The sequence below is a fragment of the Bradyrhizobium sp. ERR14 genome, from assembly GCF_014198235.1.
Taxonomy (GTDB): domain Bacteria; phylum Pseudomonadota; class Alphaproteobacteria; order Rhizobiales; family Xanthobacteraceae; genus Bradyrhizobium.
In genome coordinates this window covers 169,454-184,511 of the sequence record NZ_JACIHD010000004.1, presented here as the reverse complement: position 1 = coordinate 184,511, position 15,058 = coordinate 169,454, and the positions used below count along the sequence as shown (strand labels likewise).

The 15,058-nt window shown below is 64.7% G+C and carries 14 protein-coding genes; 5 read left to right on the top strand and 9 right to left on the bottom strand.

Annotation, left to right across the window (positions count from 1 at the left end):
* Positions 1-256 precede the first annotated feature (256 nt).
* A complete protein-coding gene (locus GGD62_RS14080; RefSeq protein WP_018316600.1) occupies positions 257-580 on the top strand; it encodes a DUF1476 domain-containing protein in 324 nt (107 codons plus the stop codon).
* A gap of 5 nt (positions 581-585) precedes the next feature.
* Here GGD62_RS14080 and GGD62_RS14075 read toward each other — a convergent pair whose 3' ends face one another.
* Complete coding sequence (locus tag GGD62_RS14075; RefSeq protein WP_049814786.1) at positions 586-1,560, bottom strand: LysR family transcriptional regulator; 975 nt, start codon at positions 1,558-1,560, stop codon at positions 586-588.
* Between the two features lie 112 nt (positions 1,561-1,672).
* Between GGD62_RS14075 and GGD62_RS14070 the strand changes: the two genes are divergently transcribed.
* Positions 1,673-2,500 carry an oxaloacetate decarboxylase gene (locus GGD62_RS14070; protein ID WP_183708847.1) on the top strand — a complete coding sequence of 276 codons (828 nt, stop codon included), beginning with the start codon at positions 1,673-1,675 and terminating at the stop codon, positions 2,498-2,500.
* Here GGD62_RS14070 and cynS read toward each other — a convergent pair.
* The 4 genes from cynS to GGD62_RS14050 form a co-directional block, all read right to left on the bottom strand.
* Positions 2,487-2,975, bottom strand: a complete 489-nt coding sequence (gene cynS / locus GGD62_RS14065) for a cyanase (RefSeq protein ID WP_018316603.1) — start codon at positions 2,973-2,975, stop codon at positions 2,487-2,489. The genes GGD62_RS14070 and cynS overlap by 14 nt on opposite strands.
* 14 nt (positions 2,976-2,989) lie before the next feature.
* On the bottom strand, positions 2,990-3,913 hold the full coding sequence (locus GGD62_RS14060) for an ABC transporter ATP-binding protein (RefSeq protein WP_183708846.1): 924 nt from the start codon (positions 3,911-3,913) through the stop codon (positions 2,990-2,992).
* 5 nt (positions 3,914-3,918) lie between these two features.
* A complete protein-coding gene (ntrB, locus tag GGD62_RS14055; RefSeq protein WP_183230049.1) occupies positions 3,919-4,758 on the bottom strand; it encodes a nitrate ABC transporter permease in 840 nt (279 codons plus the stop codon).
* A gap of 168 nt (positions 4,759-4,926) precedes the next feature.
* Positions 4,927-6,306, bottom strand: coding sequence for a CmpA/NrtA family ABC transporter substrate-binding protein (locus tag GGD62_RS14050; protein ID WP_183708845.1), 1,380 nt, complete (start codon positions 6,304-6,306; stop codon positions 4,927-4,929).
* A 160-nt stretch (positions 6,307-6,466) separates the two neighbouring features.
* On the opposite strand from GGD62_RS14050, the gene GGD62_RS14045 reads away from it, so the two are divergent.
* The gene (locus tag GGD62_RS14045) at positions 6,467-8,407 is read left to right on the top strand and encodes a sigma 54-interacting transcriptional regulator (protein WP_183708844.1); all 1,941 of its coding nucleotides are present in this window, start codon (positions 6,467-6,469) and stop codon (positions 8,405-8,407) included.
* Between the two features lie 209 nt (positions 8,408-8,616).
* On the opposite strand, the gene GGD62_RS14040 is transcribed toward GGD62_RS14045, so the two are convergent.
* The 3 genes from GGD62_RS14040 to GGD62_RS14030 are packed head-to-tail and all read right to left on the bottom strand — an operon-like array spanning position 8,617 to position 11,259.
* Entirely contained in the window at positions 8,617-9,495 is an 879-nt protein-coding gene (locus GGD62_RS14040) for a sulfurtransferase (protein ID WP_183708843.1), read from the bottom strand.
* A 52-nt stretch (positions 9,496-9,547) separates the two neighbouring features.
* Complete coding sequence (locus GGD62_RS14035) at positions 9,548-10,681, bottom strand: acyl-CoA dehydrogenase family protein (protein WP_183708842.1); 1,134 nt, start codon at positions 10,679-10,681, stop codon at positions 9,548-9,550.
* Between the two features lie 35 nt (positions 10,682-10,716).
* Positions 10,717-11,259 (bottom strand): OsmC family protein, encoded by a 543-nt coding sequence (locus tag GGD62_RS14030; RefSeq protein WP_152102721.1) that lies wholly within the window; start codon positions 11,257-11,259, stop codon positions 10,717-10,719.
* 246 nt (positions 11,260-11,505) lie between these two features.
* On the opposite strand from GGD62_RS14030, the gene GGD62_RS14025 reads away from it, so the two are divergent.
* Positions 11,506-12,174: a TetR/AcrR family transcriptional regulator gene (locus GGD62_RS14025; RefSeq protein WP_183708841.1), complete on the top strand. Its 669-nt coding sequence runs from the start codon at positions 11,506-11,508 to the stop codon at positions 12,172-12,174.
* A gap of 153 nt (positions 12,175-12,327) precedes the next feature.
* Here GGD62_RS14025 and GGD62_RS14020 read toward each other — a convergent pair whose 3' ends face one another.
* A complete protein-coding gene (locus GGD62_RS14020) occupies positions 12,328-13,872 on the bottom strand; it encodes an alpha/beta fold hydrolase (protein WP_183708840.1) in 1,545 nt (514 codons plus the stop codon).
* Positions 13,873-14,079: 207 nt separating this feature from the next.
* On the opposite strand from GGD62_RS14020, the gene GGD62_RS14015 reads away from it, so the two are divergent.
* Positions 14,080-15,057 carry an NADPH:quinone oxidoreductase family protein gene (locus tag GGD62_RS14015; protein ID WP_183708839.1) on the top strand — a complete coding sequence of 326 codons (978 nt, stop codon included), beginning with the start codon at positions 14,080-14,082 and terminating at the stop codon, positions 15,055-15,057.
* Position 15,058 lies beyond the last annotated feature (1 nt).

Here is a 15,058-nt window from a genome sequence, read left to right as displayed (position 1 = left end):
CCACAGCGGAGCTGCCGTGAACAGCTCGGAACCCGTCCATAACCCTTGGAAACAGAACGGGAACCATGCCTTCAGGCAACCTATCCGATTGGCTGACCGAGCACAATCGATCCGGCCGTCCGGCGCCAACTTATACCGTCTTGCCTGCGGCTTAACGGCCCGTTGTTTTGCCGATTCGTGCTATCTATGTAGGCATGCAGTCGGGTCGCCGCAACGGAAGGCTCCCGCTCCATTCAGCAGGGGATTTGGAACAGGTATGAGCGAGTTCGACAAGCGCCAGGAAGGTTTCGAGAAGAAATACGCCCTCGACGAGGAGCAGAAATTCAAGGCGGAGGCCCGCCGCAACCGGTTGCTCGGGCTGTGGGCGGCCGAAAAGCTCGGCATGTCCGGCGATGCCGCCACAGCCTATGCCAAGGAAGTGGTCGCGGCCGACTTCGAGGAGGCCGGCGATGCCGACGTCCTGCGCAAGCTGACAACCGATTTCGCCGCCAAGAACGTCGCCGTCACCGAGCAGGCGATTCGCGCCAAGATGAGCGAGCTGCTCGCGGTAGCGGCCGCCGAGGTGAAGGCGGGGAAATAATACGTTCAGGCCCGACGCCGGCGCGCAATGACCTTGCGCGCCGGCGGTCTTTTTTGGGCGCCCCGCCTGGCCGGGCCGTCGAACGTGGCGTAGTCGCGGCGGATGGTCTCCAGCAGACGCTGAGCGGCAGCACTCAGGAAGCCGCCGAGACGAGTCACCAGGACAATGTGCTGGTCCGCGGTGAGATCGCCGACGGTGATCGTCGAGATCGCTCCCGCATGCAGCTCCTCCGCCACATGGCTCCGCGCCAATAGCGCAAGGCCGAAGCCCGCCTCCACGAGCCGCTTCTGCGCCGTGAGGCTGTCCACCGCCGTCCACTCCACGTCCCCGAGGCCTTGCGTCAGGAACAGCGCGAACACGTGAGCCGCTGCGATCTCACGGCGGCCGCGCGTTTCCGGGAACGCGATCCAGCGCTCGCCGCGAAGCTCGGCAAGCCGCTTGACGCGCTTGTTGGCGAGCGGATGGTCGGACGCACAGACCACCTGCAACGCCTCGCTCAGCACCAGCTCACAGGCGAGATCGCCGGCCAGGTCGGTATTGTAACGCAAGCCGATCGTGGCCTCGCCGCGCCGGATGAGATCAGAGACCTCCGCGCTGGTCGCGGTCCGCAGGGCAAGCGCGACCGCGGGATTATCCGCGGCAAACCGTTTCATGATGCCCGACAGGCGGCCGTCGGCGAGCGTGCCGGTCACGGCCAGCGAAACCGGACCCGAAGGCTGCTTGGTCAGCGCGCGTATCGCCTGCTCGGCGTCCTGCGCCGCCGCGACGGCGCGCTCGGCATAGGGGATCAGCACGCGCCCGGCGTCGCTGAGCCGCGTACGGCCCGCGATCCTCTCGAACAGGGGCACGCCGAGCTCCTGCTCCAGCAGCGCAATACGGCGCGAAATCGCCGGCTGCGAGCGATGCAGGAATTTCGCGGCATTCGAGACCCCGCCTCTGCGATGAACGGTCAGGAAGGTATTGAGGGCATCGCTGTCCATGGCGGACACCTCATGCAAAAAACTGATGATTATAAGAGGAATAACAAATTTGGCGGATGGCGAGAATGCCCCTAAGGGCTTGCCGGCAGACAAGGTCAAGCGGAGACGAGCCATGACGAGCCAATTGGACAAAGCGAAAGCATTTCGCGCCCTGCACGAGCGGCCCGGTGCGTTCATCATTCCCAACCCCTGGGACGTCGGCACCGCAAAACTGCTCGCCGCGGCCGGCTTCGAGGCGCTCGCAACCACGAGCCTCGGCCTTGCCAACATGCAGGGAAGCTCGACCGTCAGCCTGGACGAGATCCTCGAGAATTGCCGCGCGATCGCGCAGGCCACCGATCTTCCGGTCAGCGTCGATCTGGAAAACTGCGGCGCGCACGATCCGAGACGCGCGGCCGAGGCGATCCGGCGCGCCGCCGAGGCCGGTGCGGTCGGCGGTTCGATCGAGGATTCGACGGGCGATCGCGATCGGCCGATCTACGACTTCTCACTGGCGGTCGAGCGCGTGCAGGCGGCCGTCGAGACGGCGCGCTCGCTGTCGTTTCCCTTTACGCTGACGGCGCGGGCGGAAAACCTTCTCCACGGGCGCAACGATCTCGACGACACGATCCGGCGGCTTCAGGCGTACGAAGCGGCGGGCGCGGATGTCCTCTACGCCCCCGGGGTCCACGACCTTGCCACGATCAGGACGGTCGTGACCTCGGTCGGAAAACCCTTCAACCTCGTGATGGGTTTTGCCGATCCGACGCTGACGCTCGCGCAATTGTCCGCGGCCGGCGTCAAGCGCATCAGCGTCGGTGGCGCCATGTCGCGATACGCGCTGGCCGCCTTCCTGAAGAGCGCGCGCGAGATGAAGGAGAATGGCTCCTTCACCTATGTTCGCGAGATGGCACCGATCAAGGACCTGCGCGCCGCCTTCGCCGCGGTCACTCCTCTTTGAAGCCGTATTCCGGCACGTTGCCGCTGGCGCCGTAATATTTGTACGGCAGGAATTTGCCGCTCATGGTGATCTTGACGCGGTCGCCCTTCGGGTTGGCGACGCGTTCGATTCCCATGTCGAAGTCGATCGCCGACATGATGCCGTCGCCGAATTCTTCTTCGATCAGCGCTTTCCAGGCCGGGCCGTTCACCATCACCATCTCGTAGAAGCGATAGATCAAGGGATCGGTCGGCGGCATCGGCGTGCCGGCGCCGCGCATCGGCACCTCGTTGAGCATCGCCGTCTCCGCCTTCGACAGACCGAACAGCTCGCCGGCATTGGCGGCCTGCGGCTTCGTCAATTTCATCTGGCCGAGAATGGCGCCGACGATGAGGACCTCGGAATACCCCCCGATCTTGTCGCAGATGTGCTTCCAGCTCCAGCCCTTCTCGCGCTTGATGTCGAGCAGCTTCTCGGTGAGGTCTTCGCGTTTCATGTCAGGTCTCCGTTTCAGGCAGTCAGTCCGGGACTGGTCCCGGGAATCAAGGTCTGGCGTTGCTCGTCACCACTGGTCGCGATCGTCAGTCCGGGCTTGCCGATATGCACCAGCGGCACATTACGCGGGTCGTGACCGGGTGTCTCGGCGGTAAACGTCTTGCTGCGCGTCACCAGGAAATCGATGATGTGGTTGCGCAGCGCATAGTAGAGCGGGTGGCGGTGCAGATCGGTACGGCCGCGGTCCCTCGGCAGCGGATTCTCCACGACCTCCGCGAGCACCGCGCCGGGCCCGTTGGTCATCAGGAAGATCTTGTCGGCGAGGTAGATCGCCTCGTCGACGTCATGGCTGATCATGAACGCGGTCTGCCCGGTCTCGAGGCAAATGCGCCGCACCTCGTCCTGCAGCGTGCCGCGCGTCAGCGCGTCCAGCGCCGAGAACGGCTCGTCCATCAGCATGATCTTCGGCATGATCGAGAGCGCACGTGCGATGCCGACGCGCTGCTTCATGCCGCCGGACAGCTCTGACGGCCGCTTGTGCTCGGAGCCGGTGAGACCAACGAGGTCGATGAAGCTCTGCGCGTGCGCCTTCACCTTGGCGCGGTCCCAGCTGCGCCATTTCGAGCTCACGGCATAGGTGACGTTGCCGAGCACGGTGCGCCAGGGCAACAGCGCGTGGCTCTGGAAGATCACGGCACGGTCGAGGCTGGTGCCCGAAATCGCCTGCCCGTCGACGATGACGGCGCCCTCGCTCGGCGCATCGAGGCCGGCGAGGATGTTGAGCACCGTGGTCTTGCCGCAGCCGGAATGCCCAATCACGCAAGCAAACTCGCCCCGCGCCATCGAGAGCCACAGGTTCTCGAAGATGGTGGTCGTGGCGCCGCCTGCGCCCGGATAGCGCTTCGCGATGGCTTCGATGGAGATGAATTTGTCGGTCATCGCCCCTACTCCGGAAACGTGACCATGCGCGTGAAGCGCGCCAGGATCTGGTCGAGCAGCATGCCGACGATCCCAATCAGGAGGATCGCGATGATCACGTTGGTGATCGACAGATTATTCCACTCGTTCCAGACGAAGTAGCCGATGCCGGTGCCGCCGACGAGCATTTCGGCAGCGACGATCACGAGCCAGGCGATGCCGATCGAGATGCGCATGCCGGTCAGGATCGTCGGCGCCGCCGCCGGGAGGATCACGGTGAAGGCGCGCCTGACGGTGCCGACCTCGAGCGTTCGCGCGACGTTGATCCATTCCTTGCGCACGCTGGCAACGCCGAACACGGTGTTGAGCAGCATCGGCCAGATCGAGCAGATGAAGATGACGAAGATCGCCGAGATCGAGGAATCCTTGATGGTGTAGAGCGCGAGCGGCATCCAGGCCAGCGGCGAGATCGGCTTCAGCACCTGGATGAAGGGATCGAGCGCCTTGCTGAGCAGCGGCGACATGCCGATCAGGAAGCCGAGCGGGATCGCGACCAGCACCGCGAGCAGATAGCCGGTGCCGACGCGCCCGATGGAATATGCGAGCTGAATGCCCAGCCCCTTGTCGTTCGGCCCGTTGTCGTAAAACGGCCGTCTCAAATGCTCCCAGAGCTTGGCGCCGACGTCGAGCGGCCCGGGCATCGCCGATTTGCCCTGCGTCGCGGTCAGGCCCATCAGCTTGGCGTATTCGGGGCTCATCGTGGCGACGGGGCCCGTCGAGCGCGTGGCGAGATGCCAGATGCCGAGGAACGCGGCGAGCAGCGCGATGGAAACGAGACCGGCGCGGAGACGGAGGGAGGAGGTCATCGCGCAAGACCTCTCCCCATGTCGTCCCGGCGAACGCCGGGACCCATACCGCGGAATCTATCGATCGCAATCGGTGGGCGTACCGAACGACGAGTCTTCACCAAACGTCTCCCTGGGGTTATGGGTCCCGGCGTTCGCCGGGACGACGCTGGGAGAAAGCGCAGCCCATCACGACGACTTCCTGATCTTGAAGCTCGCGACATAGTCCTCCGGCCTGGCCGGATCGAAAGTCTTGCCCATCACCGCAAACGACTTGTACGCGCTCGCCGGCGGCGACAGCCCCATCTCCGTCATCAGCTTCTTGGTGTCGGTGGCCAGATACACCTGCTCGGCCACCGCCTTGTAGTCGACGTCGCCCTTGATCTGGCCCCAGCGCTTCATCTGCGTCAGCATCCACACCGCAAAGGACTGCCAGGGGAACGGATCGAAATCGACGCGCTTGGCGTCGGTCTTCACGCCGCCGAGACCGTCGGCATAGGTGCCGGTCAGGACCTGTTCGAGCACCGTGACGGGCGCGTTGATGTAATTGGCCGGCGCGATGGCCTCCGCAATCTGCTTGCGGTTCTCCGCCTTCGAGGCATAGGCGGTCGCATCGACGATCGCGCGGGTCAGCGCCGCAAAGCTGTTTGGCGCTGACGTGATGAACTCGCGGCTTGCGGCAAAGCTGCAGCAGGGATGCCCGTCCCAGATCTCCTTCGACAACAGATGCATGAAGCCGACGCCGTCATAGATCGCGCGCTGGCAGATGTTGTCGGGCGCGAGGAAGCCGTCGATGTTGTCGGCACGCAAATTGGCGACCATCTCCGGCGGCGGCACCGAGCGCAGCTGCACGTCGGCATCGGGATCGAGACCGTGCTCGGCGAGATAATAGCGCAGCAGGTAATTGTGCATGGAATAGTCGAACGGGATGGCGAATTTCAGGCCCTTCCAATCCTTGGGGTCGCGCTTGTCCTTGTGCTTGGCCGCCAGCACGATGCCCTGCCCGTTGATGTTCTCGATCGCGGGCACCGCGAAGGGAATGGCGTTGGCGCCAAGGCCGAGCGAGATCGCGATCGGCATCGGCGCCAGCATGTGCGCGGCGTCGTATTCCTTGTTGATGGTCTTGTCGCGGATCACGGCCCAGCCGGCGGTCTTGACCACTTCGACATTGAGTCCGTGCTTGGAGTAAAAGCCCATCGGCGCCGCCATGATGATGGGCGTGGCGCAGGTGATCGGAATGAATCCGACCTTGAGGTCCTTCTTCTCGGGCGTACCGGCCTGCGCGAACACCTCGGTCGCCGTCTTGAGCGGGAAGAACTGTGACAGTGCGGCAAGCGCAGTCGATGCGCCGACCGACTTCAGGAATGCACGCCGAGCCACGTCCTGCGGAAACATCGCGCGCATCACCGCGGAGGCGACGACGCCCTCGTAACGCTTCTCTTGGCTTTCGACCGGTTCGCAATGCAGAGCCATCACCTGCTCGTGCTCCGCCGCAGAGCGATGCTGGCCGCAGATACAGCCGGCTCGAAGGTTGCGATCGGGATCAAACGGATTGTCGAACGTAGACATCGGCCCTCCTGCGCGTCATTGCGGGGAGGAATTACGCAAGGAGCATGCCACGACCCTCGAAGCGACCAGTGCCTTGATGGCGCAGCACTTTCGGTCAAGCTTGGCCACTACGAAAACTCGTGATAAACGAGATTTCGTAGTTCAATTACGAGATTTCGCAATGGCAACGACGCCAATGCCCATCCACGACGATGTGGCCCCGGCCATCGACCCGCGCATCGCGGCATTCGAATCCTCGGTGGAGGCGACACTGCTGGTCGACCCCTTCAGCGACCAGATCGTCGATGCCAATCCCGCCGCCTGCGCCCTGCTCGGCTACGATCGCGCGCTGTTGCGGCAGACCCGGGCCAGCACGCTCCATGCCGGCGAGCTTGCCGCCCTTACCGTCTTCACCCAGGCCGTGCTGCACAAGGGCGCTTATTGGACCACGGCGCTCACGCCCCGCCATGCCACGGGGCAAGATCTCCAGCTCGAATACGCCGGCTGCCTGCTGCCGCATGACGGCCGCACGCTGGTGCTGCTGACGCTGACTGATCTCGAAGCGCGCCGCCGGCGCAATGTCGATGCCGCCGCCGAAGACCACATGCGCGGCGGCATTTCGACCTGGCAGCGGGTCGAGCGCGTGTTTCAGGACATCGAACGCGAGAACCAACTGATCCTGCGCGCCGCCGGCGAAGGCATCTATGGCGTGAACGCGGAAGGCAAGACCACCTTCGTCAATCCCGCGGCCGAGCGCATGCTCGGCTGGACCGCCGAAGAGCTGGTCGGCAAGGAGATCCACCCGATCGTCCACCACACCCATCACGACGGCCGCCACTATCACAACCACGATTGCCCGATCTATGCCGCCTTCCGCGACGGCGCCGTGCACCAGGTCGACGGCGAGGTGTTCTGGCGCAAGGACGGCTCGCCCGCCTGGGTCGAATACACATCGACTCCGATCCGCGATCGCGGCGTCGTGGTCGGCGCCGTCGTGGTGTTTCGCGACGTCAGCCAGCGCCGCGAGGCCGACGAGAAGCTGCACGCCGCCCTTGCCGAGGTCGACCGCCTGCGCGAACGGCTGGAGCTGGAAAATGCCTATCTCCAGGAAGAAATCCGCATCGAGACCAATCCGCGCGGCATCATCGGTCAAAGCGAGGCGATCCAGAAGACGCTGCGGCAGGTCAAGCTGGTGGCGCCAACCACCGCGGCGGTGATGATCAACGGCGAATCCGGCACCGGCAAGGAGCTGATCGCGCGCGCCATCCACGAGGACTCCACCCGCAGCGACCGGCCGCTGATCCGCGTCAACTGCGCCGCGATCCCGCGCGAATTGTTCGAGAGCGAGTTCTTCGGCCATGTCCGAGGCGCCTTCACCGGGGCGACGCGCGACCGCATCGGCCGCTTCGAGCTCGCCGACGGCGGCACGCTGTTCCTCGACGAGGTCGGCGAGATTCCGCTCGAACTCCAGGGTAAGCTGCTGCGCGTGCTGCAGGAAGGCCATTTCGAGCGCGTCGGCGAGGCGCGCACCCGCGCGGTCGACGTTCGTGTCATCGCCGCGACCAATCGCGATCTCAAGCAGGAGGTGCAGCGCGGCCGCTTTCGCGAAGACCTCTATTTCCGCCTCAACGTGTTCCCGATCGAGACCGTCCCCTTGCGCGAGCGGCGCGAGGACATTCCGCTGCTCGCCCAGCACTTCCTGACGCGCGAGAGCAAGGCGTTGAAGTCGAATTTGCGCCTGTCGGAGGGCGACGCGCGGCGGCTGACCCGCTACGACTGGCCCGGCAATGTCCGCGAACTGCAGAACGTGATCGAGCGCGCCGCGATCCTGTCGCAGAACGGCCGCCTGCGCATCGATCTGCCTGACGCCTCCGGCGCGCAAGCGCCTAGCGGTGCCGCTCGCCAGAAGCTCGACGCGCGTCCCGCCGTCATGACGTCGTCGGAAATGCGCGACCACGAGCGCGCCAACATTTTGGCCGCGCTCGAGGCCTGTGCTGGAAAAGTCTTCGGCCCCGGCGGCGCGGCCGAGATGCTGGACATCAAGCCGACCACCCTGGCCTCGCGGATCAAGGCGCTGGGAATTGCGCCGCGTTCGCGGACTGGCCTCAACGGTTTGGCATGAAGCGATCAGCTTCGATGCTGGCCACGGGCTCATTTCAGCTCTCCCGCTTGCGTGGGAGGTCGGCACGAAGCGCCGGGTGGGGGCTCTCTCCACACCGGGAATCCCGCTGAGGAACACCCCCACCCCAACCCTCCCCCGCAAGCGGGAGAGGGAGTGCACTTCCTTCGTGGCAACACGGCCCGATCTAGTCAGGCTGGATGGAAGCGCGCTCACGCCGCCTTGGTCGTCACCCCCGATGCAATCGGCAATCCCTGCTCGATCGGCAGCGATGGATCGCGCGACCATTCGTTCCAGGAGCCGAAATACATCCGCACGTCCTTCACGCCGGCATTCTTCAGCGCGAGAAAGGTGTTCGAGGCGCGCGCGCCTTTGAAGCAGTAGAGATAGACCGGCGTCGTCGGCGAGATGCCGACGGTTGCGCATTCGGCCAGGATCTCCTCCTTGGACTTGAAGCGGGGCCCTTCCGCGGTCGGCTTCATCATGCGGTACCATTCCAGCCACACCGCGCCGGGGATGCGGCCCTTGCGCGGGCAGAAATCCTTTCCATAGGGCGAAGAGCTGTCGCCGATCCATTCGTCGACATCACGCACGTCGAGAATGGCGATGCCGGGCTTGCCGACCGCGGCGAGCATGGTCTTCGCATCGATCAGGATATCGCCGGCTTCCGGCACGACCGCGAACGAGGCCTTCGCCGGCGCCGGGACATCCTTCGTCACCGGAAGACCCGCGGCCGACCACGCGTCGAAGCCGCCATGCAGCACCTTCACCTTGGGATAGCCGAGCATGGTGAGCAGATAGTAGCCGCGGCAGGACTGGCCGAAGCCGGAATTCATCGACTGCTCGTAGATCACCGCGGTCTCCTTGCCGGAGAGGCCGGCGGCACCGAAGGCGTCGGCGAATTTGGTCTTCAGCTCGCTCATGCCTTCCGGCGTCGAGGTCGCAAGAAACGTGAAGATCTCGTGCACGTTCACGGCGCCCGGCAGGTGCCCGGCGCCATAGGCGTCGGGATTGCGGGTGTCGATGACGACACAGGGTTCGAGCTTCAAGAGATCGGCAAGTTCGCTGGCAGAGATCAGAACGTCCGTCATTGGCAGCCTCTCCGTTGAGGTTAAGTGGTCTTCTGGGGTGGACTCGTGAAGCTCAGTAATCGGCGAGCATCTTGCGCAGCTGCTTGGTGGCCGGCGTGACGATCGCGACGAAGTAGGCCTCGCGCAGCCGTCGTTGCGCGCGGTGACTCCTGAGATAGCCGCGTGCGCCACAATGCAGCATCGCCGCATGCGCCGCCGCGACGCTGGCCTCGCCGGCGCGCAGGCGCAGCGCGATCACCTTGCGCCAGTAGGTCTCGTCCTCGTTGTAGGGATCGCGCGCCAGCGCCATGGTCTCGGCCTCGAGCTCGGCGGCGAGATCGCGGAAGTGCACCGGCTGCTGCGGCAGATAGCGGTTGATGTGGCCGAGCGGACCACCGACCTCGTCCATGATGTTGATGCAATCGCGGATCACGCCTAGCGCCATGCCGGCCTGCAGCAGGATGAAGCCGGCACGGATCTTCTTGACGAAGGGCCCGGCGGGATCGGCCAGGATCAGCTCGTCCGGCACGAAGACATCGCGGAACTGCACGCCATAGGTGCCGGTGCCGTCCATCGCCATGAACGGCTTGCACGGCGTCAGCGTGATCGCGGGATCGGAGCAGTCGGCCAGGAACATCACAGTACCCGGTTCGCCACCTGCGATGCCCTGATCATCTTCACGCTCGAAGATGGTGCCGAAATAATGATCGGGGCCGAGATTGGAGACCCAGGGCAGCGCGCCGCGCACGATATAACCGCCCTCGACCTTCTTGCCTTTCAGCTTCAGTTTCTCAATGCCGAAAAAGCTCTTCATCGGGTTGGAAAGCCCGGTGCCGCCGAGCACGCGGCCGGTCGAGAACGTATCGCCGAAACGTTTTGCCAGCTTCAGATTGGTCGAGTTGGCCGCGTACCAGACCAGCGTGTTCTGGCACCAGGCCATGAAGGCCGTGGCGCCGCAGACCTCGCCGATAGCAGCCATCGCCTGGATCGCGCAGCGCAGATCCGCGGGACCTTCGTGCGGCACGTGACTGCCCCAGGCGCCGACCGCGCCGAACTTGCGCAGCACCTCGGCCGGATAGACCGAGCCGTCGTCGATGCCGGCGGCAAGCGGCGCGAGATCTTCGCGCGCGATCCGCGCCACCTCCCCTGCAATGGACGGTGCGGGCTGATCCAAAACCTCGGCCCGCGATAAAGCCAGTGACCCCATGATCGTCTCCCGCACCTTGTCCTGGTTGCTAACAGCTAGATGCCGACCTCGAGATTGACCGGCCGGGTGAAGGTGTTGGCGACCGGCGACCATTTCTTCACATGGGCGACCAGCGCGTTGATCTCGTCCTGCGAGACGCCCTCGCATTCCATGTCGACCTTGACCCGCACATCGGTGAAGCCGACCGGCTTGTCCGAGGTATCGCCGGTGCCCCAGACCGCGGTGATGTTGAGGTCGCCTTCGAGCTCGAGCTCGAGCTTGTTGACGATCCAGCCGCGATGCACGGCGTTGGCGTGCAGGCCGACCGCGAGGCACGAGCCGAGCGCAGCAAGCGAGGCTTCCGACGGATTGGGCGCGGTGTCGTCGCCCAGCAGCCCCGGCGGCTCGTCGACGATATAGGGCGGCAGATTGCGGATGTAGTTGGCGTGGCGGAATTTGCCTTCCGCGACCGTCTTGCATTTCAAGGTCTTGACGACCTTCGGATTGGCCTTGCCGCTCGCGATCAGTTGCTCGAGGCCATTCTTGTCGATGGGCGCAAGGCACCCCGTCAGCACTGTCTTTTGAACGACGGCAGTCATCATCTTCTCCCTGGCAGCCGTGGAAAACGGCAGGATACCGAACGGTCTGTTTCCTTGCATGGAGCGTGCCAGACGAGATCGAAAACGAAATGCGAGGCATTGGAGCCGCTTAGCGATGGCTGCCTGCGGATTGATCAGCCGCGCTCTGCTCAAAGGCGATGCAGATGAGATCGCCAATGCGAATCTTTTTAGCGCGGAGCAGATGCGGCTTGATGATATCACGCGGCTGCGATTAAGTTGCAATCCATGGCCAAAGCTTCACTGAACAAGCCTTCACTGAACAAGATGTCGTCGAAGAAGAACGCGCCGCATTCAGGCGCCGGCGATGACGAATCCGCGCGCGGGCGCCTGCTCAGCGCCGCCTCGCATCTGTTTTGCAAGAACGGAATCAACGCCACCGGCATCGATGCGATCATCGAGGAGGCCGGCACCGCGAAGACCACGCTTTACAAATTGTTCGGCTCCAAGACCAACCTCGTCAACGCGGTGCTGGAGAGCGAAGGCAAGCAATGGCGCGAATGGTTCATCGGCGCCATGGAAGACGGCGGCGGCGATGCGCAGGCGAAACTGGCGCGCATCTTTCCGGCCCTGAAGAGCTGGTTTGCCGAAGAGCGCTTCTACGGCTGCCCCTTCATCAACGCGGTCGGCGAGCACGACAAGGACGCCAAGCAATTCCGCAGCATCGCGCTGAAGCACAAGAAGATCGTGCTCGGCCACATCGAGAAGCTCGCCGCCGAGCTGGGCTCGAGCGAGCCCGCAATGCTCGCGCATCAGCTCGGCCTCATCATCGACGGTGCCATCGTCGCCGCGATGATCTCGCGCGACCCGGGCGTGGCCGATACAGCGGCACTCACGGCCGGGCCCCTGCTCGGCCAGTCCAAGGCGAAGAAGAAGCGTGAGCTCGAGGCGGTATGATCGCTCTCACGTCGTAGCCCGCGGAGCAAAGCGGAAGGCGGGGACACTGTCCCGGATTACCCCATCCGGTGGGCAAAGGCGCAAAGCGCCGTGCCCACGATCTGCCTCGTTCCTTCTCGAACGACGTCGTGGGCACGCTTCGCTTTGTCCACCCTACAAGATCGAGCCCTTTATAAATCGCGCGATCGCCTCGAGCACCGGCTGCTGATCACCCGCAAAAAACCAGTGATCGTTGCCGTCGAGCTCGACGAACTCCGCACCGCTGATCCGGCTCGCGATATCGCGGCCGGCCGCGATCCGCACCGCCTGGTCGCCGCGCCGGTGCAGCACCAGCGTCGGCACCGCGATCTGCGCCAGGAGATGCCGCACGTCGGCATCGCGAAAGGCCTCGAGCACGGCCGAGATGCCGCCGGGACTGGAGGCCGCACGCAATAGCCCGGCCCACCAGGCGCGGGCCCGGGGATCACCGGCAAGACTCGGCGCAAAGGTCTCGATCCCGACCGGGCCGCCCCATTGCGCGACGAGCTGCCTGCTCCAGGCGTCGTACTGGCTGGCGCGCAAGGCGTGCGGATAATCCTCCGACCATCGGCCCTTGGCGAGCGCGCCGAACAGGATGAGCCCGGCGACGCGACGCGGTTCGTCGACCGCAAATTTGATGCAGGCCGGCCCGCATTCGGAAGCGCCGAACAGCACGACGCGGCGCGAATCCGCTGCCCGCAGCACGGTGCCGATATCCTCCGCGGTGACGTCGATGCCGGGAGCCGATCCGACCCGGTCGGACAACCCGATCCCGCGACGATCGAAAATGATCAGCCGTCCAAGCTTCATCAACGACGCCAGGAACGACCGGCTTGCAGGGCTCTCCCAGGCGCGCTCCACATGTGACACGAAACCGGGCATCACCAGGATATCGAGCGGGCCACTTCCGTAGGTCTGATACGCCAGATGCACGCCGGCACCCTTCACATAGCGCGTGGTCGGAACAGCGTGCAGCTCCGTTGCGGGACTCATGAGCGCCTCGGTCTCGGCCTCCGGCGCAATCCCGAGTTCGTCCCGCAGCCGCTGTGTCAGGGCCGCATGGTGACGCTCGGCTGCGCTGCGGTCGCCTGATAGCAGCAGGCTGCGGATCAGATACCGCCCATAGACTTCACTGAGCGGATCGAGCTCAGCCAGGCGCGCCGCATACGCGGTCGCGGCAAAATGATCGCCGGCGGCGTTCTTGTCCTGCACGAGACGCTCGAGTGCATGCATCAGCCGTCCTCTCAGCGCCTCGCGGCGAAAGAACGCCCAATCGTCGAATGCAGGACAATCGTCGAGAGCGAACCCTGCGAGAAAGTCGTCCCGATAGATCGCACAGGCTTCTTCGAAGGCGCCGCGGTCGCAGGCGCCCTCGAACAGATGGGTATCGATCGTCATCTCGACCGCCCCAGACCATCGCACGCTGGCGCGGTCGGCCTCGAAAACCTCCCGGCCAAGTGCAAGCTCGATGCGATGAAGCAGCCGCCGCAACCGCGCCCGGGCGGTTTCGGCTGACGTCTCCGGCCACAGCAGCGCGGCCAGGACCTCGCGCGCAACGGCGCCCCTGGCCTCCGCGAGATAGATCAGCAGCGCAAGAGCCTTGCGCAGGTTCAGCTTGATCGGGCGATCGCCAGCGTAGACCTCGGGAAATCCAAGCGCATGAAGCGAGAAGACCGTCATGAAAATCCTCTCGTCGTCATCGCGCCGTTCGGGGGACGCGCAGGGGACGGTCCATTGGTAAGTGTCGGACCGGATCGAGCCCGCTCGCGAGCGAAGGGTTCAGTTCCTGCATGCTGCGCCATTTGCGCCGACACCTTAAGGGAAGATCGTCATGTTCGCACGTCCGCTGCCGCGCATGTTCGCCTGTCGCAAAACGGGAGCGCCACAATGAAAGCAGTTTTGTGCCATTCGTTCACTGGACCCGGCGATTTGCGCCTCGCTGAGATCGATGTCCCCAAGCCCGCCGGCGACGAGATCCTGATCGACGTCCGCGCGGCCTCCGTGAGCTTCATGGACCAGCTCTTGGTCTCGGGCCTCTACCAGATGCGGCCGCAGACGCCTTTCGTACCCGGCACGGAAGCATCCGGAACCGTCGTAGCAATCGGCGACAAGGTGACAAGGTTCGCGCCCGGCGATCGCGTCGCCTGCAGCAGCTGGACCGGCGGCTACGCCGAACGAATGATCGCGAAGGAATCGAAGACCGTGCGCCTGCCTGGCGGCGTCGCGTTCGAGGCGGCGGCAACCATCCTGCACAATTACGGCACGGCCTATTATGCGCTGGTCGAGCGGGCACGAGCCGAGCGCGGCGAAACGCTGTTCGTCACGGGCGCTGCCGGCGGGGTTGGACTGGCCGCCGTCGACCTCGGCCGCCATCTCGGCCTGCGCGTCGTCGCCGGGGTTGGCTCCGACGACAAGGCGGCCCTGGTCCGCGACTACGGCGCCAGCGCGGTCATCAACTATCGCAGCGAGGATCTGCGCGACCGGATCAAGGCGATCACGTCAGGCGAAGGCATCGATGTCGGCTTCGATAATGTCGGCGGCGCGATCTTCGAGCAGATGGCCCGGCTGATGAAATGGGGCGGACGGCTGATGCCAATCGGCTTCACCGGCGGCGAGATTCCGTCCCTTCCGATGAACCTGCCGCTGCTGAAGAACTATTCCATCATTGGCGTCTTTGCCGGTGCCTGGGCGGAGAAATGCCCGGACGAGAGCGCGCGGATGAACGACACGCTGATGCAGTTGTTGGCGGCCGGGCAGATCCGCCCGCACATCGACCGCCTCCTTCCTTTGGAGCAGGCCGGCGAGGCCATGCGCGCCGTGGCCAACCGCACGGTTCAGGGACGCATTGTGCTCAGGATCGGGTAGA